The following is a 22,873-nucleotide window of genomic DNA, read 5'->3' on the forward strand; positions in this document are numbered from 1 at the left end:
ACTCAAGCGTATAGATCCCGCCGTCGATGCATTTTGCGCAAGAGAGAGGCCGCCGCACGATCGGGGCATGCGAACAGCATCCGTACGCGCGGCAGCCCCCGCCCACCGGGCCGTCCCGGCAGCCTCCGCCCCCAAGTCCGGGGGAGGACGCCTGGCCGGTGTGGCCACCATGATCGGCAGTGGCCTGTCCAACCAGATCGGCGCCGCCACCGGGTCCTTCGCCTTCCCCGCGCTCGGCCCCCTCGGCGTCGTCGCGGTACGCCAATACGTCGCCGCCATCGTCCTGATCGCCGTCGGCCGCCCCCGGCCGCGCAGCTTCACCTGGCGGCAGTGGTGGCCGGTGCTGCTGCTGGCCCTGGTGTTCGGGACCATGAACCTCTCCCTCTACAGCGCCATCGACCGGATCGGCCTCGGACTCGCGGTGACCCTGGAGTTCCTTGGCCCGCTCGCCATCGCCCTGGCCGCCTCACGCCGCCGCGCCGACGCCTGCTGGGCGGTGCTGGCCGCGGCGGGCGTCATCACCCTGATGCGCCCTCGGCCCTCCGCCGACTACGTCGGGACGGGCCTGGGCCTGCTGGCCGCCGTCTGCTGGGCGTCCTACATCCTGCTCAACCGCACCGTCGGCCGGCGCATCCCCGGCGCGCAGGGATCGGCGACCGCCGCCACGCTCTCCGCCCTGATGTTCCTGCCCGTCGGGATCGTCCTCGCCATCAGGCAGCCGCCGACCGCGTCGGCCGTCGGCTGCGCCGTCGCGGCCGGGGTCCTCTCCTCGGCCGTGCCCTACCTCGCTGACCTGTTCACCCTGCGCCGCGTACCGGCACCGGCCTTCGGGCTCTTCATGAGCGTCAACCCCGTCCTCGCCGCCGTGGTCGGATGGATCGTCCTCGGGCAGCGCCTGGGGTGGATCGAATGGACCGGCGTGGGAGCCGTCGTGGTGGCCAACGCGCTCAGCGTCGCGGGCCGGATCAGGGCAAAGGCCACACCTCAGCAGGCGCCCCAGGAGATGGCCGGCCGCTAGAGGCGGTCGGGCGGGCCGGGGCACCGCGCCGTCGTGCCGCGGACCTCGAGGGCCGGGGTGGTCAGAACGGTCTCGCCGGGGCGGGCGGGGTCGGCGATCCGGTCGAGCAGACACTGCGCGGCGCGGCGGCCGACCTCATGGCTGGCGTTGTCCACGGTGGTGAGCCACAGATGGCGCAGCCGCGCGAGATAGGTGTTGTCGTAGCCGACGAGGGACAGGTCGCGGGGCACCCGCAGGCCGAGCTCTTCGGCGGCCGACAGGGCGCCGACGCCGGCTATGTCGTTGAACGCGAGGACGGCGGTGGGCCGTTCGCGGGCGCCGAGCAGCCGGACCGTGGCCCGATAGCCGCCCTCCTCGGTCAGGTCGCCCTGCTCCACGGCCGCCGTCGCGCCCAGTCCGCGCTCGCGCATCACCGTCTCGAAGCCACGGCGGCGCAACTCGCCGACCGCCCCCTGCCCCGCGATATGCGCGATGCGCCGGTGGCCGAGGCCGATGAGGTGTTCGGTGGCCAGCCGGGCGCCGTGCTCGTCGTCGCCCGCCACGATGTCCACCCCGGGCAGTACGGGCTCACGGGCGCCCGCCACCACCGTGGGCACCTGCCCGGCCGCGGTGCGCAGCGCCTCGGGGGCCGGCAGCGTGCCGACGGCGATCAGACCGTCGACCCGCAGATCCGTGAAGGTGCGGGTGAGGTCTTCGCCGAGCCGCCGGTTGAGGTGGCCGTCGGCCAGCAGCATGCGCAGACCTGAGTCGTGCAGCCGGGAGTTGAGGCCGTCCAGCAACTCCACGAACCAGGGGTTGCGCATGTCGTTCAGAAGCACCCCGACAGTGCGGGTGCGCCGCTCGCTGAGGCTGCGCGCGGCGGCGTTGGGCCGGTAGCCGAGCTCTTCGACGGCGGCCAGCACGGCCCGCCGCTTCTCCGGGCGCACCTGGGCGGAGCCGCGCAGTACGAGGGACACCAGCGATTTCGACACTCCGGCCCGTTCGGCGACATCGCGGATCGTCGGTGGTCTCATGGCCTGGACCGTTCCATAAGGCGCGCCGGGTTGTCAAAGGGATTGACAGCTGCTGAGGTGGCCCTCAGGGTGGGCCGGGAACGTTGTGGACCGTTCCAAAACAGATGCGGTCCCAAGCAGGCCGGAGTCCTGCGCAGGCCACAGTCCTGAGCAGGGCAGTCAGGGGAGAGCAGCCATGGTGAGTACGCTCGGCGTCGCCGTCGTCGGATTTGGCTGGATGGGACGGGTGCACGCCCAGGCGTACGCCCGCGTGCCGCACCACTTCCCCCAGCTGTCCGTGCGGCCCGAACTGATCGCCGTGGCCGACGAGGTGCCCGGCCGCGCCGAGGAGGCCGCCGAGCGGTACGGCTTCGCCACCGCGGCCCGTAACTGGCGGGAGGTGGCCGCCGATCCCCGGGTCCAGGCCGTGAGCATCGCCGCCCCCAACTTCCTGCACCGTGAGATCGGCACCGCCATGGCCGAAGCGGGCAAGCACATCTGGATCGAGAAGCCGGTCGGCCTGACCGCCGAGGACGCCCGAGCGGTCGCCGACGCCGTGGCCAAGGCCGGTGTCCAGGGCACCGTCGGCTTCAACTACCGCAACGCGCCCGCCGTCGCCGCCGCCCGCGAGCTGATCGCCGCCGGGGAGATCGGCGCCGTCACCCATGTCCGCATCCGGCTGTTCAGCGACTACGCCGCCCACCCCGAAGGTGCCCTGACCTGGCGGTACGAGCGCGAGCGCGGTGGCAGCGGGGTGCTCGGCGACCTGGCCTCGCACGGCGTGGACCTGGCGCGCTTTCTGCTCGGCGAGATCGAGTCGCTGGCCGCCGACACCGCGGTCTTCGTCCCCGAGCGAGCCCGCCCCACCGGCGCCACCGCCGGCCACGCCCGCTCCGCCGGCGGCGAGTTGGGCCCGGTGGAGAACGAGGACTACGTCTCCTGCCTGCTGCGCTTCGACTCCGGCGCGCGGGGTGTACTGGAGGCGTGCCGGGTCTCGGTCGGCGAGCAGAACAACTACGGCTTCGAGATCCACGGCACCAAGGGCGCGGTCTTCTGGGACTTCCGCCGCATGGGCGAGCTCGGCGTCAGCCGCGGCACCGCCTATCAGGACCAGCCCGTCAGCACCGTGTACGTCGGCCCCGGACATGGCGAGTACGCCGCCTTCCAGCCCGGCTCGGCCAACAGCATGGGCTACGACGACCTCAAGGTCATCGAGGCGTGCCACTTCCTGCGCTCCATCGCCGAGGGCACGGCGTACGGAGCCACCCTGGACGACGCCGTCCGCAGCGCCGCCGCGCTGGACGCCATGGCCCGGTCCGCCGAGCGGGGCGGCTGGGTGAACCCGGCCTGAGCGCTTACGCGTTCGCCCGGCCAGGGTCCGGGCCCGTGCGAGGCGAGCAAGGGCTTGCCCATCTATTGACTCTGACGCACCGTGGGGCCCACCGTGATTCGGCCACTGATCACTTGGCGACGGGAGCCCTGGTTGTCCCCCGAACTCATCTCGATCATCGTGCTGGTGGCGGTCTTCGCGCTGGCCACCACCCGCTCCGTCAACATGGGTGCTCTGTCCTTCGCGGCCGCGTTCGGCGTGGGAGAGCTGGTCGCCGACCTTGACGCGGACGGTATCTTCGCGGGCTTTCCCGGGGACCTGTTCGTGGTCCTCGTGGGTGTGACGTATCTGTTCGCCCTCGCCCGGGCCAACGGCACCACGGAGTGGCTGGTCCACGCCGCGGTCAGACTCGTGGGCGGGCGGGTGGCGCTGATCCCCTGGGTGATGTTCGCGATCACCGGTGTCCTCACCGCGATCGGCGCGGTGAGCCCGGCCGCCGTGGCCATCGTCGCCCCCATCGCGCTGAGCTTCGCCGCGCGGTACGACATCAGCCCACTGCTGATGGGGGCCATGGTGGTACACGGCGCCCAGGGCGGTGGCTTCTCGCCGATCAGCATCTACGGCTCGATCGTGAACGGCATCGTGGAACGGGAGAAGCTGCCGGGCAACGAGATCACGCTCTTCCTGGCCAGCCTGGTGGTCAACCTGGTCATCGCCGCCGTCGTCTTCGTCGTCTGCGGCGGCCTGAAGCTGCCGCGCCACGCGGCCACCGTACCCCGGTCGGCCGGCCCGGGTGCTGCCGCCGCCGAGTCCGCACCGGCCGACGGGAATGGCCAGGCGGCTGCCGGTTCGCCCGTCGAGGAGTCGGCGACCGGCCTGACCCCCGACCGGGTGGCGACCCTCCTCGCGCTGGTCGCCCTCGTCGTCGCCGTGCTCGTCTTCGACCTCGACGCGGGCCTCGCCGCGATCACCCTCGCCGCGCTGCTGAGCCTGTTCTGGCCCAAGGACGGCAAGAAGGCGGCCAACGAGATCTCGTGGCCGACGGTGCTGCTGATCTGCGGGGTGCTCACCTATGTCGGTGTGCTCCAGGAGATGGGCACCATCGACTACGCGGGCCGGGCCGTCAGCGACATCGGCGTCCCCCTCCTCGCGGCCCTCCTGCTGTGCTACATCGGCGCCCTCATCTCCGCCTTCGCCTCGTCCGTCGGCATCATGGGCGCGCTGATCCCGCTCGCGGTCCCCTTCCTGGCCAAGGGCGACATCGGCGCGGTCGGCATGGTCGCCGCCCTCTCGGTCTCGGCCACCGTGGTCGACGTCAGCCCCTTCTCCACCAACGGCGCCCTGGTGCTCGCGGCCGCCCCCGACGTCGACCGGGACCGGTTCTTCCGGCAGCTGATGGTGTACGGGGGCGTGGTGGTGGCGACGGTTCCGGCCGTGGCCTGGCTGGCCATGGTGGTGCCGGGCCTTGGCTGACCGGCCCCGAGTCGAGGAGGGCGACCATGACGAAGCCGCGGAGAGCGACCGAGACGCCTGAGGAGCGTGCCCTGTGGACTGCTTCGTGTGCCGGAAGCACCGCGATATCACGCTGATGCCGGGAGGGCCGGTACACGAGGACGAGCTGGTGGTGGTCTCACACGTGTCCCCGCGGGCTCCGGGGCAGTCGGCAGAGGTCTATCTGGGACACCTCCTCGTGGAGCCGCGTCGGCACGCGGCCGGGCTCCCCGACCTCACGGACGAGGAGGCCGAGCGCATGGGGCGCTGGAGCGCCAGGTCCGCGCGTGCGCTGCGGGAGGTCGCGGGCGCCGAGCATGTGTACGCGGCCGTGATCGGTGATCGCGTGTCCCATCTGCACCTGCATCTCCTGCCGCGCTATCCCGGCACGCCCCGGGAATTCTGGTGGACGCGGGTCGATGAGTGGCCACAGGCACCACGGGGCGGTGAGGAGGCCGCCGCGGAGCTCGTACGACGCCTGAGGTCCCGCTGGTGAGGGCGCGCAGGCGCGTTGTCGCGGCCCGGTCGCCACGCACTCATGAGCCGTCCAGCCTGCGGTTGGCGAGGACGGACACGGAGCGCCGCACCGCGGCGACCTCGTCGGGGTCCACATCCCCCACCAGCAGCCCCGGGCCTGCCCCCAGCCGCTCCCGTACGGTGCCGTCGGGGCCGATGAGGGCGCTGTGCCCGATGCCGGTGGGGGCGGAGGTCGCGGGTGCGAGGCCGGTGGCCGCGGGGTCGGCCTGGCCCGCGGCGGCCAGCCAGACGGTGGCGTCCAGCGCCCGCGCCCGGATCAGCAGCTCCCACTGTTCGCGCTTACCGGGCCCCGCGCCCCAGGAGGCGGGCAGCAGGGAGAGATGTGCGCCGGCGTCGGCGTGGGCCCGGAACAGTTCGGGGAAGCGCACGTCGTAGCAGGTGGCCAGGCCGATCCGGAGGCCGTCGAGGTCGAAGGTCACCACCTTGGAGCCCGGGGCCACGGTCCTGGACTCGGTGAAGCCGAAGGCGTCATACAGATGGATCTTGTCGTACGACGTCTCGACGCCCGGGCCGGTGACCAGCAGGGTGTTCGTCACCCGGCCGTCGGGCGCCGGGGTGAACATGCCCGCCACGACCACCAGACCGGCGCCCTTGGCGAACTGCCGCACCTCGGTGGCCCACGGTCCGTCCAGCGGCTCGGCGAGCGGGCCGAGCCGCGTACCGAAGCAGGCCATCGCCGCTTCGGGGAACACCACGAGACGGGCACCGGCCTCCGCCGCGCGGTGTGCCTGCTCGCGCAGGGCAGCCAGGTTCCGCCGGGGCTCCGGGCCGGTGGTGAGCTGGCTCAGGGCGATACGCATGGGACATGGGCCTCTCTGTTTCTGCCGAGGGCGGTGGCTGTGGCTGAGCGGGGAACTGCATACCCCTCGTGAGCAGGGTTACCCGACGGTTACCCGCTTTCCGGCGAAGGGAGTAGGCCATGTACCCCGTGATGAGACCCCACCACATCGCTCCTCGGCTCACGACCGGAGCGTTCATGCTGAACTCCGGTCTGCGCAAGCTCCGCGCCGACGAGCAGACCGAGCAGGGGCTCCACGGCATGGCCGCCGGCGCCTATCCCGTATTCAGCCGGATGTCGCCCCACCAGTTCACCAGGCTGCTGGGCTCCACCGAGGTCGCTCTGGGCGCGGCGCTCCTGTCGCCCCTGGTGCCCACCGCCCTGGCCGGGGCCGGGCTGACCGCTTTCGCCACCGGGCTGGTGGGGTTCTATCTGCGCACCCCTGGCACCCATCAGAAGGGCAGCCCGCTGCCCACTGACGAAGGCGTCCCCCTCGCGAAGGACTTCTGGCTGCTCGGTATCGGCCTGGGATTCCTCAGCGACCGCCAGGCGTGGGCGTGGCCGTGCCCGGCGGCCTGCCGACACCGGAGGCCGTGTCGGCACAGAAAGTCGGCCCACCACAGAAAGTCGTGCCGGCACAGAAAATAGCGGAGCGGAGACTCGGCGGCGTACACCTCGCGGCCCAGCTCGCGGTGTGCGCTGGGCGTGTCCAAGCGGAGAGGGTGAGGGCGCCGGCCGCGCCGAGCACATCGGCGGGCAGGTCGATGTACTGGTAGGAGCCGCGGATCTGCTCCACCGCGGTGCCGAATCTGCCCGGCACACCGAGCGCGCGCGGCTCCTCGCGCAGCGCGTCGCGGACCTCGACCAGGGCGCCGACCATGGTGCGGCGGCCGTAACCGAGCATCAGCCGGCGCTTGGTGGCGTACGGGCCATCGCTCAGCGCCACGTCCTTGAGCGCGAACGGCCGCACGGGGCGCGCCACCGCCGCCGAGGCAGCCTCGGCGGAGCCGACCGTCCCGCCCGTCCCGGCGGGCTCGGCGGACATCTCCTCATCGAGGCTTCGAACGAAGTCCGAGATGTCGACCAAAAGGTAGAGGTCCGCTGAGAGTGCGTCAATGCTTCGGGTGATCCGGGTCCGTTCCATGCGGCCGGGGGCGGTACGGCGGCCCGTGCCGCTCCCGGCCCGCCCGTCAGGCGTTGGGGTCGAACGGAATCCCGGACGGCTTGGCCTTCGCGAGGTGGCTGTTGAAGTTGCCGTCCTTGAGGCCGAAGACAGCGCTGCCGAAGTCGGCCTGGCTCAGCTTGTCACGGATCCCCGCGGGGTAGCCGTTCCAGCCGACCAGGGTGGGGAACTGCCAGGTGTGGTAGTGGTTCTCCGGCGGCTCGTCGCCCGAACTCGCGGCGCGGAAGGCGTGGGTGCTCAGGCCGTCCTTGTGGTAGACGACCTTCGGGTGCGTTCCGTCCCACGGGATCTGGTCGCGGCTGTGGATCTGGAAGTTGCCGTGGGCGGAGGTGGAGACGTACTGCGCCTGGTTGTTCTGCACCCACACCACGACGTGTTCCCAGTCGTGGCGGTGCCCGCCGATCGTGGCTTGGTCCTTCTCGAAGTAGAGGCCGTAAATGATCGCGCACCAGCCGTTGTTGCACTTGTAGCGCGCGTATCCGTTGGTGTTGTCGAGGTCGGACTGGTCATGGCACTGTCCGTTGGGGTTCCCGGACGGGTTGAGGCCGCCGTTGAGGGTCCCGTCGGGTCCGATGGCGGGGGTCGGGTAGCAGCCGTCCGTGTCGTAGTCGAAGGCCGGCTGGAACGTCTGCTCCATTCCGTCCGCGTTGCCGGGCAGTGCCTTCGGGGGGTCGGCGAGCGCGCTGCCCGGAAAGGCGATGACCAGCGCGACGGCGCTGCCGAGGATGAGCGGGACCTTGCGGATGCGCGACCTTCTGTTCACTGCGTCCTCCTGAAGGACCGGGGGGTGGGGGCGGGCCGGTCAGCGTTGGCATGCCCAAGTCAGCCTCTTGCCACGCGACGGAGTCGCATATTGGACGCTGCTCCCTGACAACGTCAGTGGCGACAGATGACGACGGGGTGAAGAGCCAACCAATGTGGAGTGCGGGGGAGTTGGTTGCCGATCAGACGGCGGACAGGTCGCCGAGGGCCTGGTCGTCTGGTGCCCCGGATACGGGGACCAGGTCCTCGCTCCTCAACTCCCCGGGCGCGTGACCGGGGCCAGCCACATCCCGACGATCGCGTCGATCAGCCCGGTGGCGGTCCCGTGCCATGTGGCGCGGGGCGTCGGGGTGTTCTCGGCGAGGGCGCGTTCCCGCTCGGCGCAGATGTGCAGGATGAGCTCGCGCGCCATGGCGCCCCGCTCGGCGCGGATATCGGCGGGCAGATCGGGCAGCCGCCGGTTCACCCCTTCGACGACCTGCGGAAGCGACCCGGAGGACAGGGACTCCTCGACGATGATGTCGTGGAGGGCGGGATCGGTCATCACCTGGGCGCAGAACCGCGCGTACCACGTCGGGCTGCCCAGGGCCGACAGATGCTCGGGGATCGGTCGCACCAGGCAGGCCACCCAGTCGCGGATGTCGTCGGAGTCGCCGATCTCGGCCAGCAGCCGGGTGCGGATCCGCTCGACCTGTTCGGAGTGTTTACGCGCGATGGCGCGCACCAGGTCGGCCTTGGTGCCGAAGTGATAGCCGACCGCGGCGTTGTTCCCCTGCCCCGCGGCCTCGCTGACCTGACGGTTGGACACCGCGTACACCCCGCGTTCGGCGAACAGCTGTTCCGCCGCGGTCAGGATCAGCTCCCTCGTCGCGCTGACCTGCTCCGCCCTTGCCGTCCTGCCGGCCATGATCACCACCCTCCTCGGGCACATGGCCAGGCAACCGCATCCGCGCGGCCCGAGTCAAGCAGTTGCTTTAAATTCCTCGCCGGTGCCTTCAAGCGGCGCCGCACCGCGGGGACGGCGGCTCCCCGTTGACGGCGGCCAGCCGGCCGCTCACCAGCTCGCGCAGGGCGACGGTCGGCGGCCGCTCCTGGCAGAGGAAGACATGGCCGCCGGCGAAGTCCCGCGGCTGGGGCGAGGACGGTGTGCTCAGCCGCCACCGCTCCAGCTCCGCGGGGGACAGGCTCTCGTCGTCACGGCCGAACCACACGTGGTAGTCCGTGCCGCCACCCGCCGACATGGCGGGCGGTTCCCGGTACGTATCCAGGAGATGCAGGTCCTGGCCGAGCATCGTGACCGCGACGTCCAGCATATGCGGATAGTCGAACAGCTCCGCGGGGCAGCCGCCGTGCCGCCGCAGCTCCGTGACGAGCTCTTCCCGGGTCCTGGTCAGGAACGGGGCGCGCGGATGCGCCGCCAGCCGCGCGGTGGTCGCCGGGGACCGGGCCCCCGACAGCACGACATCCCTGACATGGCCCCGGCGTTCGCCGGGCAGCGCCGAGACCAGGGCGTGGGCGAGGAGGGCGCCCAGGCCGTGCCCCACCACCACGGCGGGCCGGTCGACCCAGCTGCGGAACGCCGGGAGGAGCCGCTTCACCGCGTCGTCGAAGCTGTGCACTGGGGGAGCGTCGGTCAGCTCCCCCCGGCCGTCCAGCTCGAACGCGACCGCGGCGCAGCCCGGCGGCAGGGCCCGCGCCAGCGGAAGCATGGACAGCGCGGTCGCGCCCGCGTAGTGGAAGAAGAGCACCCTCAGCGGCGATCGGGGGTCTCCGATCAGGAGGTGACCGTCAACCGTCCTGACACGCATGCCATTCCCCCTGTCTGCTGTGGCTGTCCGCTTTTCCGGGCCCGGCTGTGCGACGGTCGGCCATTAATGGACGCGGGACTCCCGGAACGTACGCTTCTTGTCAGTGAATTCTCTTGGCGCGGGCCGCGGAAGAGCTCGTCCGGCGTCAAGGAAACTCCTTTACCGAAAAAACGGGTCTACTTGATCAGGAGTTGTGCTGAACCAAGGGTGTGTTGCGAGCGAGGAGATCCTGTAATACGTCCGTCGACACTGTCAACTAATTCAGCCGACCTCGGACACATCTTCCCCATATCGGGCAATCCAGGGCCGGTCGGTCGCAGTTTTCTGGATCCGGCGTGGATGAACTGGCGGTGGCCCCCTCACGGTTCGCTTAGGATCCACGGTTATGTCGCCCCCCCAGCACAACCCCGGAGAGCGTCCACGGATGTCAGGACGTCATGACGCGGCAGAGTGCTTCGCGCGACGCTTCCAGCGCGTGCAAGAGGTCATCTACCCCGCCGACTTGGGCAGGCCGTACACGGAGCGGGAGATCGCGGAAGCCGTCGGGATGTCCGTGAGCCAGATCAGCAATCTGCGCAACGGCCGCTCCGTCCCCCGGGCCGACCGGGCGGTCGCGCTGGCCACCTTGTTCGGGGTGCGCGTGGAGTACTTCTTCTCCCCGGACGAGGACCCGTACGCACGCGATGTCGAGCGGCACCTGCGGGCCATCGAACAAGAGCGGCGTGGCGAGCCCATCGGTCAACTGAACCGTGCAGCCGGCGGCTCGACCCTGCTCGTCGGCGGTCCGGCACCGGCGAACACCGGGCTGCTCGACGATGACCAGGTGCGTCAGATCGCCGAGGGCGTGGCCGTACTGCCCCACGACATGCGCGAGACCGTCTGCACCCTGGTGGACCAGCTGCGCCGCGTCGCCCGCCAGCACAAGAGCCGCGAGGGACAGCCACGCTGAACCGGCCCCGCCCGAAATCCGCGTGGGGACCGGCCTCCTGACAGCGCGCCGAAGGAAGGGACGACAGCGTGGGCATGCGGTCCGAACGGCGCAGGGTCCGGGCCTTGCTGAAGGACCTGGGGCTACCGCCGCATCCGACCCTCGCCGAGCTGCACGCCGCCTACGAGGCCCGTTTCCAGCGGGCGCTGCGACTGATCGAGCAGGACGTGGCACCCGGCGAGCCGACCGGACGGTACGAGCAGTACCTGACGCACGACCGCATCTACTACCCCATGCACACCAGCCGCGCCCATCAACTGCTGGTCGTCTGCCATGAACTCGCGCATCTGCTGCTCGGCCACCTCCCCCGGTACGACGCCATCGACCCCGCCGTGGTGCGCCGGGTGTTGGGGCGGTCCCACTACGACGACCCCACCGAGCACGAGGCCGAGACCATCGGCACGCTGCTGTACCAGCAGCTGAACCTCGCGCCCGAGGTCGGACCGGCCGCCCGCCTCGCACCGTCCCTGGTCCACCGCGAGGGGCGCCATGTCTGAGGCGGGTGACGTTCACACCCTCGCCTACACCACCGTGAGCGCCGTCATGTACGGGCTGGCCGGGTACAAGGCGCTGGCCTGGGCCGCCGAACGGATCCCCGCCCTGCTGCTGATGGCCATAGGGGCCCTGGCCGGCGGCGCCGCCTTCACCGCCGCCACCCCGGCGGTCTACCGGTGGCTCGGGGAGACCAGCGGAATCTCCAATCTGGCGACCCTCGTCGGCTACACGCAGGTCATCGTGTGTTTCGGCTGTCTCCGCGCGCTGGCGCTGCTGTGGTCACCACGGCGGCTCGCCGGCGGCAAAGGCGGCAACGGCGGTCGGCCGCACCGGGGGATCGGTATGCGCGGTGCCCTGCGCCGGGTCCTGCCGCGCTATGGCGCCGCCGTCGCCGTGATGTGGGCGCTGTTCCTCTCCGCCGACCTGCCCACCGGCGAAAGGCCCCTGACCTTCGACACCGCCTTCGCCGACCGCCCGCCCGTGTTCGCCTTTCTGCTGGTGTATCACGCGGCCTTCGGATGGGCGCTGTGGTCGATGGTGTACGTGTGCTGCCAACGTTTGAAGGATGTTCACGATCCGATCCTGCGGGGCAGTCTGCGCCTCCTGGTCATCGGCTGCACATTCATCGGCAGTTACGGCGTATGCAAACTCATCGCGATTTTCGGCGTGGTGCTCGGGACCCACACGCTGGACGTCCTGTCCTCCCATGTGGCCACCGCGCTGTCCTCCCTCGGCGGGGTGATCACGGCCACCGGATGGACCCGTGCCGCGCTGCGCACCCGGCGACAGCGCCGACGCGACTTCTACGCCCTGGAGACCCTGTGGACCACCGTCACCCAGGCCGACCCCGGAGTCATCCTGCACAGTCCGCCCTCCGGCTCCGCCTGGGAGTTCCACACCCTGCGCCGGGCGCATGAAATCCGGGACGGACAGCTCGCACTGCGCCCCTGGACCTCCCAGCACATCGTGAACGCGGCACGGCGCCTCACCGACGAACACGGCCTCGGCTCACCCGACCGCGACGCGCCGGAACACGACGCGCTGGCCGCGGCGGCGGGCATCAGGGGGGCTCTGGAAGCCCTGAGGTCCGGGCGGCCCCCGGGCATGCCCTGTGAGCGGCTGCCGGGCATCGACGTGCCGCCGCAGGGCGAGCGCCGGCATCTGGTCGCCGTCGCTCGTCAGCTCGACAGCCCACTCGTCGCACGCGCTCTCGCGGAGGCGGAACAGTGAACTCCGCCTGACGCGCCGTATGGTGGGAGCGGTTCAGTGCCATCCGCGTTCGTTCCCCCGACTCGTCCCCCAGCGTGAGGTTCCGGTGTACACACGGCTCGCTCTCGGCATGCCCGATCGCGCCTCCTGGTTGATCCTCCTCGGCTTCCTCGCCGCTTTGACCCTGCTGGTCTGGCTGATAGCGCGGTTGATCAGATCCCAGGGCGGCCTTCGGTCCACCTGCCGCCGTATCGTCTGGGAAGTGCGGATGACGCGACGGGCGTTCGCCGAGCCCTTCCGCGTCTTCAGCCGCCACCGCCGATGGGCCCGGATCCTCTCCGGCTATCTCGCCGACCCCGCCGCACCCGCCACGGCGCTCGCCGCGCTCGACCACGCCGACTCCACCACCGATGACGGCTGTTACGCGCTGGCGGTGCAGCTGAGCCCGGCCCGCGACCAGGTCCGCGTCGTCGTGGCCGGGCGCGATCCGCTGCCCCCCGCCGGGCCCTGGCAGAAGGCCACCGCCGAACCGGGGGAGTGGTCCTGGTCGGCCCCGGCCGCATCCGTCGACCCGTCCGATGGCCCGGAACGCATGCTGCTGGCCGTCGGCGTCGACCGACGGCAGCCCGGTGCCGTCCTCGTGGACTGGATGCGCGGCCCCGCCGCCCTCGCGGTCGAGGGCGACCCCCACGCGTCGCGCGGTGTGCTCCACGCCCTGGCCGCCCAGATCGACCACCTGCCGGACGGCCCGCCGGTCCAAGTGGCCCGCGGCGTACACCCCCGCCACCCCGGCCCCGACCTCGACACCCTCCTCGACGGCCAACCCGACCCCCTTTCCGGCCCCCTTCCCGACGGCGTGTGCGCCGATTCCTCGCTGACACCGGTCGTCGTGTGCTGGTCCCCGACCCCGGAGCAGGCCGCCCGGATCTCCGAACTCTGCGCCGCGGGCCGCCTCCGGGCCCTCGTCGGCGGCCGTGTCCCCGGCGCCTCCTGGACGTTCCACGCCGAGCCCGGTGGCCGCCTCCTGGCCCCCGGCCTCCACCTCGATCTGGAGTCGGCGGCCCTGCCCCGGGCCGTCGCCCGCACCATCCGCCGCGACCGCCGGCAGCCGCCCGCCGGGACCGCCGTCCTGCGCCCGGGCCCGGCCGCGCGGGCCACGGTGCCGGCCGACGCGGTGCCCGGGCCCCGTACCGAGGCCGCGTCGCCGCAGGACGCGCGTGCCGAGGGGCAGCGGGACGCGGTGGTCCCGGCCCAACCGGACTACGTCGACGCCGACTTCACGACCGACTTCACGGCCGATTACCCAGCTGATTTCGACGCGGACTTCGCGGAGCCCGCCCCCGCGCCGGCCCCGACCCTGGCCCCGAGCCCCGCGCCGGCTCCGGTCCCGGCCCCCGCCCCGGAGCCGGCACCTTCCCCGTCTCCGTCCTTCTCCGTGACTCAGTCCACCGGACAGGCCGCAGCAGAGAAGGCCGGGAAGGCCGAAACAGCCGCCCCGCCCCCCGAGAACGCCGAAACGGACCCGGTCAGCCCCGGAGACACCGGGGACGACGGCGATCTCGCCGAACCTGCTCCCGCCGTACCGCCGTCGCGGTCCGGCGGCGTCTCCGCCGCATCCGGCACGACAAACGAACGGACTTCTTCGCAGCCGTGAGACTTTTTGTGAGCGTTGCCGAGAGCGACGTCATGCTCGATGTGAGCGGTACCACCACCGCCCGGGCCGTCGCCGTCCGGCTGGCCGAGATGGGTCATGCCACGGGCCCCCAGGGCGCCGAGCTGTTCCTCGGGGACCTGCCGCTGCCCGCCGAGCTGCCGCTGGCGGCGGCCGGGGTGCGGGACGGGGCACGGCTGGGGCTCGGTGCCCCGGCGCCCGGGGACGGGGGTGCGTACGGGCCCGGGCGCGAGGAGTTGCCGCCGCCCTCGCGGTCCGCCGACGGCGAGCGGCTGCCGCGCGGCCCCCAGGTCGAGCTGCAGCTCGTGGGCGGGCGCGGCGCGGGGCGGGTATGGCTGCTGCGGCCCGGTACGTACACGGTGGGCCCGGAGCCCGGCAGCGCGGTGCGGCTGGAGGGCCGCGACGTACCGCCCGCGGGGATCCGGGTGACGGTCCGCCCCGACGGGGGTGTGCTGCTGAACGCCGGTCAGGCGGGCCCCGCCGTGGCGCTGTCGGTGCCCCAGCCGCCTCCGGATCGTCCGCGCGCCGACGCGGTCCCGCTGCCCCCCGCGCCGCCGCCCCCGCTGCCGGATCCGGACGCCGACCGGCATGAGCCGGTGCCGCGTGGCTGGACCGAGTGGCCGCTGGACGGCGAGCTGGTCTTCGGGGAGTACCTGCTGCGGGTCGCGGAGCCCACCGAGGCCGACGCGGCGGTGACGGTGTCGGCCGACGGCGCGTTTCTGGACTTCAACCGGCCGCCGAGGATCATCCCGCCGCTGACGCCGGAACGGTTTGTGCTGCCCGCGCCGCCGACCCCGCCGTCGCGGCGGTCGATCCCGGTGCTGGTGGTGGTGGCGCCGATGTTCCTCGGCATCGCCATGGTGACGTTCCTCGGGTCGTACTTCTACCTCATGTTCGCGGTCTTCAGCCCGTTCCTGGCCATCGCGAACTATGTGACCACCCGCCGCAGCGGCAAGCGCGAGTACTTGGCCGGCGTGGCGAGTTACCGTGCGCGCCGCGGCTCGCTGGAGGCCGACGTACGGGAGAAGGTCGACCGCGAGCGGCGGCTGAGGGTCGACGCGGGGCCCGATCCGGCCACCACCGGGCTGTGGGCGGTCGGCCCCGGGGCCAGGCTGTGGGAGCGGCGGCGCGGCCACCCGGACCACTTGGCGCTGCGGGTGGGGACGGTCGCCCAGTCGTCGCTGCTGACCATCGACGACAGCTCCCGCGAGGACAACCACCGCTCGGTGAACTGGCGGATCCCGGACATGCCGGTCCAGGTGGACCTGACCGCCGACGGCGTGGTCGGCATCGCGGGGGAGCGGGAAGCGGCCCGGGCGCTGGCCCGCTGGGCGGTGGCGCAGGCGGCGGTCCTGCACAGCCCCCGGGACGTACGGGTGACCGTGCTGACGGACATGGCGGGGGCGTCCGCCTGGGAGTGGGTGCGCTGGTTGCCCCATGCCCGCCCGGGCCGCGGCGGGGTGGCGGCGGCGCGCTCCGGCAGCCCTTCGGTGACGGTCGGCAACGACCCGGAGACCGTCGCCAACCGGGTCTCCGAACTGGTCGCGGCCATCCGGTCGAGGATGCGCGCCCGGGACTCCGCGATGAGCGGTGCCCTGCTGAGCGAGCCGGATCTGGTGGTGGTGCTCGACGGGGCGCGGCGGCTGCGCGATGTGCCCGGTGTGGTCCAGGTGCTCAAGGAGGGCCCGTCGGTACGGGTGTTCCTGATCTGCCTGGACCAGGAGGAGCGCATGCTCCCCGAGGAGTGCGTCACGGTCTGCGCGGTGGGCGCGCGTGAGCTGACGGTGCGCCGCACCGGCAGCGCCGATGTAACCGGTATCCGCCCCGACCAGGTGGACACCGAGTGGGGCGAGCGGATCGCCCGCTCGCTGGCGGCCGTACGGGACGTCACGCCCGACGGCTCGGACGGGCTGCCGGACCAGGTGCGGCTGCTCGGGCTGCTGGACCTGGAGCCGCCGAGGGCCGAGGAACTGGTCCGCCGCTGGGGCAAGCGGCCCGCGTCCACCGGGGCGCTGCTGGGCGTCGGCTACACCGGCCCTGTCACCTTCGACCTGGTCAAGGACGGCCCGCACGGGCTGATCGCGGGCACCACGGGCGCCGGTAAGTCGGAGCTGCTGCAGACCCTCGTGGCCTCGCTCGCGGCGGTCAACCGGCCGGACGAGATGACGTTCGTGCTCATCGACTACAAGGGCGGCAGCGCCTTCAAGGACTGCGTACGGCTGCCGCATGTGCTCGGCATGGTCACCGACCTCGACAGCCATCTGGTGGAGCGGGCGCTGGCCTCGCTGACCGCCGAACTGGTCCGCCGTGAGCGGGCGCTGGCGGAGGCCGGGGCGAAGGACCACGCCGAGTACCGGGCGATGCGGCGGCGCGATCCGGCGCTGCCCCCGCTGCCCCGGCTGTTGCTGGTCATCGACGAGTTCGCGACGCTGGCGCGCGACGTCCAGGAGTTCATCCCCGGTCTTGTCGGCATCGCCCAGCGCGGCCGCTCCCTGGGCCTGCATCTGCTGCTGGCCACGCAGCGGCCCGCCGGCGTGATCACCGCAGACATCCGGGCCAACACCAATCTGCGGATCGCGCTGCGGGTCACCGACGCGATGGACAGCCAGGACGTACTGGAGGTCAACGACGCGGTGACGATCTCCGGCGCCACCCCGGGCCGGGCCCTGGCCAGGACCGGCCACCGCTCGGTGCTGCCGTTCCAGACGGCCTTCGTGGGCGCCCCGCGGCTGGACGAGGCCCCCGGGCCCGCCCCGGCCGAGGCGCCAGAAGCGACGGTCTGGGCCGCCGAGCTGACCTGGTCGCTGCTGGGCCGTACGGCGGTGGAGCCGGGCCCCGCGCACGAGGCCGAGGACGAACTGCCGCTGCTGGACGCCGATGAGGTGCCCACTGATCTGACGGCGCTCGTGGAGTCCGTACGGGAGGCCGCGGCCTCGCTCGCCATCGCGCCGCAGCCCAGCCCGTGGCTGCCCCCGCTGCCGCAGACGATCACCCTGGAGGAGCTTCCGGACCGGCCCGACCAGTCGGGCGGCGGGCTCGCGCCGGTGCCCTGGGCGCTGGCCGACCTGCCGGGCGCCCAGCGCCAGGAGCCGCTGGAGCTGGACCTCTCCCGCTTCGGGCACCTCTACATCATCGGCACCCCGCGCTCGGGCCGCTCCCAGGCGCTGCGGACCATCGCGGGCGCGCTGGCCCGCCGTCACTCCTGCGCCGACGTCCACCTCTACGGCATCGACGCGGCGGGCGGCGCGCTGACGGCGCTGAACGATCTGCCGCACTGCGGCGCGGTGGTGCCCCGGGCCGACCTGGAGCGGCTGAACCGGCTGCTGGCGCGGCTCATCGCCGAGATGGGGCGCCGGCAGGAACTGCTCACCTCGCACGGCGCGGCCAACCTGGCCGAACTGCGCTCCGTCCTGCCGCCCGCCGAGCGCCCCGCCCACACGGTGCTGCTCATCGACGGCTGGGACTCGCTGACCGCGCTGCTCGGCGACCACGACGGCGGACGGCCGGTGCAGGAGCTCACCGCGCTCATCCGCGAGGGCGCCCCGATGGGCCTGCATGTGATCGCCACCTCCGAACGCGCCCTGCTGTCCGGCAAGGTGGCGTCGCTGAACGACGAGCGGCTGCTGCTGCGGCTGACCGACCGCAGCGAGTACATGCTGGCGCAGATCCCGTCCAAGCAGATCCCGGCCGTCGTACCGCAGGGGCGCGGCTGGCGCGGCGGCAGCGCCACCGAGGTGCAGGTCGCCATGTTGAGCGCGGCGGGCGCCGGACGCGACCAGGCGGAGGCGCTGCGGCGGATCGGCGTCGAGGCCGCCCGCCGCGACCTCGAGGTGCCCGCCGCGCTGCGCCCGGTGAAGGTGGCGAGCCTGCCGAAGCGGGTGACGTTCACCGACGCCTACGAGAAGGTGCCCGCCGGTTCGCGCCGCCCGCTGTGGGGGCTGCTCGGGGTGGGCGGCGACGACCTCGGACCGGTCGGGGTGGACTTCGCGGCGGACGCCCCGTCGTTCATGATCAGCGGGCCGCCCGGTGCGGGCCGCTCCACGGCGCTGGCGAGCCTCGCGGTGTCGCTGCTCGCGGGCGGGGCGCGGGTGGTCGCGCTCACCCCGCGCGAATCGCCGCTGCGGGGCCTGGGCAGGCATCCGCGGGCTCATGTCATCGAGACGCCCGACCCGGGCGCGGACGAGGTGCGGCAGGCGCTGGAGGCCGAGGCGGGCCCCGCGGTGGTGCTGGTGGACGACGCGGATCTGCTGGCCCAGATGCCGTCCGCCGACTCGGTGCTGCGGGAGATCGCCTCCACCGGCCGGGACCGCGGCCAGGGGCTCGCGGTGGCGGCCACCGCCGAAACCCTCACCTCCGCGGGCATCGGCTGGCTCGGTCAGGTCCGCCGGGTCCGCAAGGGGCTGCTGCTGTCCCCGCAGTCGCCCGGCGAGGGCGATCTGCTGGGGGTGCGGGTCCCGTACGACCTGCTGCGCGGGCGACCGGTGCCGGGGCGCGGGCTGACCGTCGACCCGGTCAGCGGCGCGCTGGTGTCGGTGCTGGTCCCGGAGACGGTGCTGCGGTCGGACGGTATGGGCTGACCGGGCCTGACCGACCCGGGCTCCCGCCCCGAAGTGAAGCGGGAGCCCGGTGGGCGCCGGGTCAGCCGTTGTTGGTGCTGGCGGCGATGTCCTTGTCCATCTGCTCGACGGACTCCTTGATCTTGGTGAACTGGGTGGCGAAGCTGTTGATGCTCTCCACCGCCTGCTGCAGCGAGGCCGTCAGCTTCTCGTAGGCGGCCTTCATCGCCGGGCTGCTCTGCTGCATGAACAGGCCGTTGTCCAGCAGCCCCTCCACCGAGGTCTTGGTGGACAGCAGATGCGGGTTGATGTCGTTGACGGCCTGGTTCATGACCCCGGAAACGCGCATGATCTCGGCGTAGTCGAGGTTGATGTTACCTGCGGGCATGGTGTGGTTTCCTGCCTTGTCTAGTCGTCTTCTTTCGGGACCCAGCCGGAGTTCTGGTCAGCGTGGTCGCTGGTCCACTCCTCCTTGCGGCCGTCCGTCTCCACCGTGCGGGTGCCGCTGCCGTCCTCGTGGACCTCGATCGTCTCGATCACCTCATGGCCGTTCACATCGAGCGAGGACGTGGTCGTGCCGTGCACCGTCTGTTCCTTGCCGTCGTCGTCGGGCCCCGTGGTCGTGTAGGTCGTGGTGGAGTCCCGGTGGCCGGTGGTGGAGTTGTAGTCCGAGGTGGTGGTCCCGGTGGTGGTGGACTGTTTGCCGTCCGGGGTCTTGGTGGTGCTGGAGAAGGTGTCCGTGGTGTTCTTGTGGTCCCCCGATTCGGTGGTCTGCGAGTTGCCGGTGGTGGTGGTGACGTTGCCGTAGACATCGGTGGCGGTCGAGTCGTACGTGCCGTCGGCGTGGTAGTTGGTGGTGTCGGTGGAGGTCAGCCCGCTGCTGGTGGTGATGGTGGTGGTGATTTTGGTGGGCTTGCCGTCCGGGCCGTACTCATAGGTCGTGGTGGTGGTGTTGCCATGGCCGTCGGTGGTCGTCCACTGGCTCTCGCGCTCGCCCGGCGGCTTCGGCGCATGCGGATCGTTCGGGTCGACGTACCCCTTGGCGACCGCCTCCTGCCAGTCGTCCCAGATCTCCTTCTGCGTGCGATAGAGATCCGCGGCCAGCGACGCCTCCTGTTTGCTGGCCTCCCCGGCCAGCCGGAAGTCCCAGTCCGCCCAGCCCCGCGCGACGCCCTCGTACAGGTTGTGAAGCTGCTCCAGCTTCTCCTCGGAGCGCTTGAAGGAGCCCTTCCAGACCTCGTAGTACGCCTGGATGGCATAGGAGACGCCCCCGCCCACCTGCTCGGTGGTGTAGTTCTGATTGCTCTCCCGGGCCTGCTTGACCTGCTCCTTGAGGCTGCTGGCCTTCTGCGCGACCTGGTTGAGCAGCTCGTAATCGACGACGATGTCAGGCACGGTCCCCCCTGGGTCGGCTCGCTGCGGGCTCATACTGCCCTACCGTGACCAACGGCCCAAAAGTGTGGTCCGGTTCAGGAATCAACCATGTCTGACGTACCGTTCATTCCGATGAACCGTTCTCGCTCGTCGGTGCGTTACCCAAGTGTAGGTTCCCACCGGTGAAGCGCTTGTGCCACAACTGACCGTCAAGGGGGAGGAGCAGCGTGCCGACCCGTCCCGGCGACTGGAGCGCGCTCGGTCTCAGCGGTGACCCGGTCCCGGGTGACCCCGCCATGCTGAACACCATCGCCGACACGATGCGCGACCTGGCGACCTCCGCCGGGGTCATCAACACCGGGCTGCGCGAACTGCAGACCACCGCGGGCGACGGACAGCGGTTCATCGGCGTCACCGCCGACCGGCTGCGCGAGATGGTGGACAGCCATCTGTACAACTTCGTCGGGCATGTCGAGGAGTCCTTCCGCAAGGCCGAAAACGCCATTCGCGTCTACGCGACCGCCGTCGAGACCGCTCAGGGCGAGGCCGACCAGGCGCTCTCCACCGCCCAGGGGCTGCCCGAGGACGATCCGCAGCGGCAGCAGCTCACCCAGCGCGCCGAGGACGCCCGCACCGACGTGTCCAACGCGGCGGGCGAGCTGCGCCGTCAGCTCCATGACGCGGGCGAGCTGATGGTCCAGCCGGTCAGCGACTGCGATCTGTTCTGGGAGGCGTTCCAGTGGCTGACGATCATCATCTCGGTGATCGCGGTCTTCACCGGCGGCATCCTCGGCATCATCGCCTGGGGTATGAACGCCGTCCTGCTCATCAAGACCATCGTGGACTTCAGCCAGGGCAAGGCCAGCGGGCTCGAACTCGGCCTGGCCTTCCTCGGCGTGCTCTTCCCCACCACCAAGGCCATCAACGTCGGCGCCATCATCAAGGGCCTCGGGAACGGCCTCAAGGGCGTCGCGAGCGGCCTGACCGGCGCGGGACGTGGGCTTTTCGGCCAGATCAGCCACTTCTCCTCGCTCACCGGCCTGCCCAAGATCGTCGTGGCCCCGATGGTGATCGGCGCCCATCTCGCCCCGCTGGTCAAGATCGACGTCATCGCGCTTGGCAAGGGGTTCGGCAACGCCCTGAAGGGCGGCTGGAACAGCGCGATCGGCGCGATCGGCAGCGACTGGGCGCGCGTCACCGCCTCCTCGACCGGCGCCTGGGCCAAGGCCGGCGCCTACTCACTGGCCAATCTGCAGCGCCTCGCCCGGCTCGGCGCCGCCACCCTCCTCCCGCTGAACTTCACCGAGCTCAGCGTCCTCGGCATCGGCGGCGCCGCCCGGCTCGCCTTCGGCGAGCGCGTCCTCGGCATCGCCCAGCCCGAGTTGCACGCCCTGCTGGCCAACGCGGGACGCACGGACGCGGCCCTGCGCGGCATCCCTCCGGTGCAGACCGGCTCCGGCGCCCTGACGCCCACCGGGCTCATCCGGCCGCCCGGCGCGTTTCTGCCGGGTGGCGGCCTCCACCTCGGCGGCCTCGGTACGGGCACATTGGGAGCCGTACCGCTGACCCCGCTGACCGAGCTGCCCACCGTCAACCTGGGCGCCCTGACGCCCCAGGGGCTCGGCGCGTCCCACGGCCTGACCACCGCGCCGCTGCCCCACGGGATGACCACCAGCCCGGGCGGCCTGGTCGTCCCGGCCGCGCACGCGGCGCCCGGCGGCCAGGGCCTCCAGACGCTCCATCAGATGGACTTCGCGGCGGGCCAGGTGCGGCTGGACAACAATCTGCTGCTGCCCGGCAACACTGCCATCGACCTGCTGCGCGATGCCCACACCTCGTCCACGGTGTCCCACACCGGCCAAGGGTCCGTCCCCGGCGTCGCCTCGGCCGGCGGGGTGTCCGACGGGGTCACGATGGCCCGCGGCGCGGTGGGACACGCCGAGGCGCTGAACGATCTGACGTTTCCTGAGCTGAACGCCCTCGCCCACGGGGATGTCGCCGTCACCGCCATCCGGGGCGACGGCATCACCCTGCGGATCGGCGACGCGGCCCCCCGGACCGTCGACGCGCACGCGGTCGCGGGCACCGCCCCGGTGCCCGCCGGAGCGGCGGCGGCCCCGGCGTCCGTGGGCGCTCTGGCCGCGACCCCGCCACCGGGGGTCGTCGGTGGGGCCGTTGCCACCCCTCCGCCGGGGGTCGTCGGCGCCCACGCGCCGGGCGCCGCGCAGACGGCTGCCGGGACGGCGGTGTCGCATGCCGGCACCGCCGCACCGCCTCCCGTAGGGGTTGTCGGGGGCGCCACTCCGGGCGTCGCGGCGCACACGGCGCCGGTGCGCTCCGGGGCGCACGGCCCAGGCGCGGCGGCCCATGCGGACACGGGCGTTCACGCTGCGCCGGGCGCGGCGGCGGGCGTGGCGCCGGGCTCCCCGGCTCACGTCGGAGCGGGCTCGGCGCCCCCTGGTACGGCAGTGGCCGCGGCGCCGCAGGGCGGCGTCGCCCGCGTTTCGGCCGAGAGCCCGCCCGCGGGTGTCGTCGGCTGCTCCGCGCCGGGTGCCGGGGCGCACGGCCCGGGTGCGGCGGCCCATGCCGCCCCGGGCACGCCCGCACCCGCGTCCGCACACGCGGGCGCGGCGAGCGCGCCCCCGGGCGCCCCCGGGCGCTGCGGCGCGGCCGGTACGGG

19 protein-coding genes are annotated in these 22,873 nt (G+C 72.3%); 11 read left to right on the plus strand and 8 right to left on the minus strand.

The window, feature by feature from the left end; translation table 11 throughout:
• Positions 1-67 precede the first annotated feature (67 nt).
• Positions 68-1,018 (plus strand): DMT family transporter, encoded by a 951-nt coding sequence (locus ACFV2X_RS44305; protein WP_385627347.1) that lies wholly within the window; start codon positions 68-70, stop codon positions 1,016-1,018.
• On the opposite strand, the gene ACFV2X_RS44310 is transcribed toward ACFV2X_RS44305, so the two are convergent.
• Entirely contained in the window at positions 1,015-2,031 is a 1,017-nt protein-coding gene (locus ACFV2X_RS44310) for a LacI family DNA-binding transcriptional regulator (RefSeq protein WP_385627350.1), read from the minus strand. The two genes, ACFV2X_RS44305 and ACFV2X_RS44310, sit on opposite strands and share 4 nt — an antisense overlap.
• A gap of 175 nt (positions 2,032-2,206) precedes the next feature.
• Between ACFV2X_RS44310 and ACFV2X_RS44315 the strand changes: the two genes are divergently transcribed.
• From ACFV2X_RS44315 to ACFV2X_RS44325, 3 genes are all read left to right on the plus strand, one after another.
• Positions 2,207-3,361 (plus strand): Gfo/Idh/MocA family protein, encoded by a 1,155-nt coding sequence (locus ACFV2X_RS44315; RefSeq protein ID WP_385627353.1) that lies wholly within the window; start codon positions 2,207-2,209, stop codon positions 3,359-3,361.
• Between the two features lie 132 nt (positions 3,362-3,493).
• Positions 3,494-4,813, plus strand: a complete 1,320-nt coding sequence (locus tag ACFV2X_RS44320) for an SLC13 family permease (RefSeq protein ID WP_385627356.1) — start codon at positions 3,494-3,496, stop codon at positions 4,811-4,813.
• Positions 4,814-4,886: 73 nt separating this feature from the next.
• Positions 4,887-5,327 carry an HIT family protein gene (locus tag ACFV2X_RS44325; RefSeq protein WP_385627359.1) on the plus strand — a complete coding sequence of 147 codons (441 nt, stop codon included), beginning with the start codon at positions 4,887-4,889 and terminating at the stop codon, positions 5,325-5,327.
• Between the two features lie 40 nt (positions 5,328-5,367).
• Here the strand turns inward: ACFV2X_RS44325 and ACFV2X_RS44330 are convergent, their stop codons facing one another.
• A complete protein-coding gene (locus tag ACFV2X_RS44330; protein ID WP_385627361.1) occupies positions 5,368-6,168 on the minus strand; it encodes a carbon-nitrogen hydrolase family protein in 801 nt (266 codons plus the stop codon).
• 176 nt (positions 6,169-6,344) lie between these two features.
• Here ACFV2X_RS44330 and ACFV2X_RS44335 point away from each other — a divergent pair, with 176 nt between their 5' ends.
• Positions 6,345-6,794 (plus strand): hypothetical protein, encoded by a 450-nt coding sequence (locus ACFV2X_RS44335; protein ID WP_385627363.1) that lies wholly within the window; start codon positions 6,345-6,347, stop codon positions 6,792-6,794.
• On the opposite strand, the gene ACFV2X_RS44340 is transcribed toward ACFV2X_RS44335, so the two are convergent.
• From ACFV2X_RS44340 to ACFV2X_RS44355, 4 genes are all read right to left on the minus strand, one after another.
• The gene (locus ACFV2X_RS44340; protein ID WP_385627365.1) at positions 6,682-7,191 is read right to left on the minus strand and encodes a hypothetical protein; all 510 of its coding nucleotides are present in this window, start codon (positions 7,189-7,191) and stop codon (positions 6,682-6,684) included. The two genes, ACFV2X_RS44335 and ACFV2X_RS44340, sit on opposite strands and share 113 nt — an antisense overlap.
• 145 nt (positions 7,192-7,336) lie before the next feature.
• Positions 7,337-8,092, minus strand: a complete 756-nt coding sequence (locus ACFV2X_RS44345; protein ID WP_385627368.1) for an NPP1 family protein — start codon at positions 8,090-8,092, stop codon at positions 7,337-7,339.
• Positions 8,093-8,344: 252 nt separating this feature from the next.
• On the minus strand, positions 8,345-8,998 hold the full coding sequence (locus ACFV2X_RS44350; protein WP_385627371.1) for a TetR/AcrR family transcriptional regulator: 654 nt from the start codon (positions 8,996-8,998) through the stop codon (positions 8,345-8,347).
• A gap of 88 nt (positions 8,999-9,086) precedes the next feature.
• Positions 9,087-9,899 carry a thioesterase II family protein gene (locus ACFV2X_RS44355; RefSeq protein ID WP_385627373.1) on the minus strand — a complete coding sequence of 271 codons (813 nt, stop codon included), beginning with the start codon at positions 9,897-9,899 and terminating at the stop codon, positions 9,087-9,089.
• A 424-nt stretch (positions 9,900-10,323) separates the two neighbouring features.
• Between ACFV2X_RS44355 and ACFV2X_RS44360 the strand changes: the two genes are divergently transcribed.
• The 5 genes from ACFV2X_RS44360 (at position 10,324) to ACFV2X_RS44380 (ending at position 18,840) form a co-directional block, all read left to right on the plus strand.
• A complete protein-coding gene (locus ACFV2X_RS44360) occupies positions 10,324-10,848 on the plus strand; it encodes a helix-turn-helix domain-containing protein (protein WP_385627376.1) in 525 nt (174 codons plus the stop codon).
• A 104-nt stretch (positions 10,849-10,952) separates the two neighbouring features.
• Entirely contained in the window at positions 10,953-11,384 is a 432-nt protein-coding gene (locus ACFV2X_RS44365; protein WP_385627379.1) for a hypothetical protein, read from the plus strand.
• Complete coding sequence (locus tag ACFV2X_RS44370; RefSeq protein ID WP_385627382.1) at positions 11,377-12,612, plus strand: MAB_1171c family putative transporter; 1,236 nt, start codon at positions 11,377-11,379, stop codon at positions 12,610-12,612. Before ACFV2X_RS44365 ends, ACFV2X_RS44370 begins: the two co-directional genes overlap by 8 nt.
• A 109-nt stretch (positions 12,613-12,721) precedes the next feature.
• Positions 12,722-14,245 (plus strand): hypothetical protein, encoded by a 1,524-nt coding sequence (locus tag ACFV2X_RS44375; RefSeq protein ID WP_385627384.1) that lies wholly within the window; start codon positions 12,722-12,724, stop codon positions 14,243-14,245.
• Between the two features lie 8 nt (positions 14,246-14,253).
• A complete protein-coding gene (locus tag ACFV2X_RS44380; protein WP_385627387.1) occupies positions 14,254-18,840 on the plus strand; it encodes an FtsK/SpoIIIE domain-containing protein in 4,587 nt (1,528 codons plus the stop codon).
• Positions 18,841-18,901: 61 nt separating this feature from the next.
• Here ACFV2X_RS44380 and ACFV2X_RS44385 read toward each other — a convergent pair whose 3' ends face one another.
• Together ACFV2X_RS44385 and ACFV2X_RS44390 are read right to left on the minus strand one after the other, a co-directional pair.
• The gene (locus ACFV2X_RS44385; RefSeq protein WP_014181807.1) at positions 18,902-19,207 is read right to left on the minus strand and encodes a hypothetical protein; all 306 of its coding nucleotides are present in this window, start codon (positions 19,205-19,207) and stop codon (positions 18,902-18,904) included.
• A 20-nt stretch (positions 19,208-19,227) separates the two neighbouring features.
• Complete coding sequence (locus ACFV2X_RS44390; protein WP_385627390.1) at positions 19,228-20,214, minus strand: hypothetical protein; 987 nt, start codon at positions 20,212-20,214, stop codon at positions 19,228-19,230.
• Between the two features lie 206 nt (positions 20,215-20,420).
• Here ACFV2X_RS44390 and ACFV2X_RS44395 point away from each other — a divergent pair.
• Positions 20,421-22,873 (plus strand): putative T7SS-secreted protein (locus ACFV2X_RS44395; protein ID WP_385627393.1); only part of this gene is annotated, 2,453 nt, incomplete at its 3' end.

It is taken from the genome of Streptomyces sp. NPDC059679, from assembly GCF_042734105.1.
GTDB lineage: Bacteria > Actinomycetota > Actinomycetes > Streptomycetales > Streptomycetaceae > Streptomyces.